1 protein-coding gene is annotated in these 1,109 nt (G+C 64.4%); it reads left to right on the forward strand.

The window, feature by feature from the left end; genetic code table 11:
* Positions 1-165 precede the first annotated feature (165 nt).
* Positions 166-1,109: phospholipase effector Tle1 domain-containing protein (locus AC1DS6_RS42645; protein WP_477104812.1), on the forward strand; the 944-nt coding region annotated here is incomplete at its 3' end.

The raw sequence follows: 1,109 nt of genomic DNA on the forward strand, positions 1-1,109 counted from the left end.
CAAGGTGGTCGAGGTCGAGCCCTACACCAAGGCAGGCACCATCTATGCCCACATCTATCCGAACGACGTGGTCCGCGTGGTCGTGTCGGCGCGCTACGACTCACATAGCCTCAACCACCCCATTCCCTATCCGGTTAATCCAAACAAATCGAAGGAGCCCCAACAATGAAGCGCTATATCGCTGCCCCCGACCGCACGCTCCCGCCGGATCCGGCCGAATGCTGCAGCCTGACGCCGCGCGAGGTTTTCCGCGTGTTGGGGACCAAGCCCGCCTGCACGTTCGTGCGCCAGCCGGTTTGCCAGATCCTGGTCAACGTGGGGCTGTTCTTCGACGGCACCAACAACAACATGGAGCGGGACTACAAAAAACCGGAACCCGCCAAGCGCTTTCATAGCAATATCGTTCGCCTGCACAATGCCTATCCTGCTGAAGAGGGAAATACGCCGGGGGAGGGCGAGTACTTTTACCGCGTCTACCTGCCAGGCGTGGGCACCCCCTTTCCGCAAATTGGCGAGATGGGCGAAAGCACCTACGGGCGGGCCTTCGCCGCCGGCGGGCAGGCCCGCATCCTGTGGGGCCTGMTGCAGATCTACAACGCCGTGCACCGGGCGGCCTTTGGCGGCGAGTCCATGATGGACGATGACGAGATCGCCGCGAAGATCAAGGACTACGAGCGCCGCGTCGACCACCAGCAGCGGCCCGACCCGGAGGACCCGCCGCGCAAGCGCAAGGACTGGTTCGCGCCGCTGACGCAGGAACTGTCGAAGAAGCTGCGCGCCAGGCTCGATGTCAAGCGGCTGCCCCGGATCCCGTTCGTGTCCGTGTCGGTGTTCGGCTTCTCGCGCGGCGCGGTCCAGGCGCGTGCCTTTTGCTACTGGTTCCAGGATGCGCTGCAAGACGGCAAGTTCGCCGGCATTGACACGGATATCCGCTTCCTCGGGCTGTTCGACTCGGTGGCCACGGTGGGCACCAGCGACTCCATGCACCATTCCCTTGGCCTGCCGCGCTGGCTGGCCAGCGGCCACTCCGGCTGGGCCGCGGAGATACTCAAGCCGCTGCCCGCGCTGGTGAAGAAGACGGTTCACTATATCGCCGCCCACGAGCAGCG

This window comes from Cupriavidus sp. 05L310 (assembly GCF_056398185.1).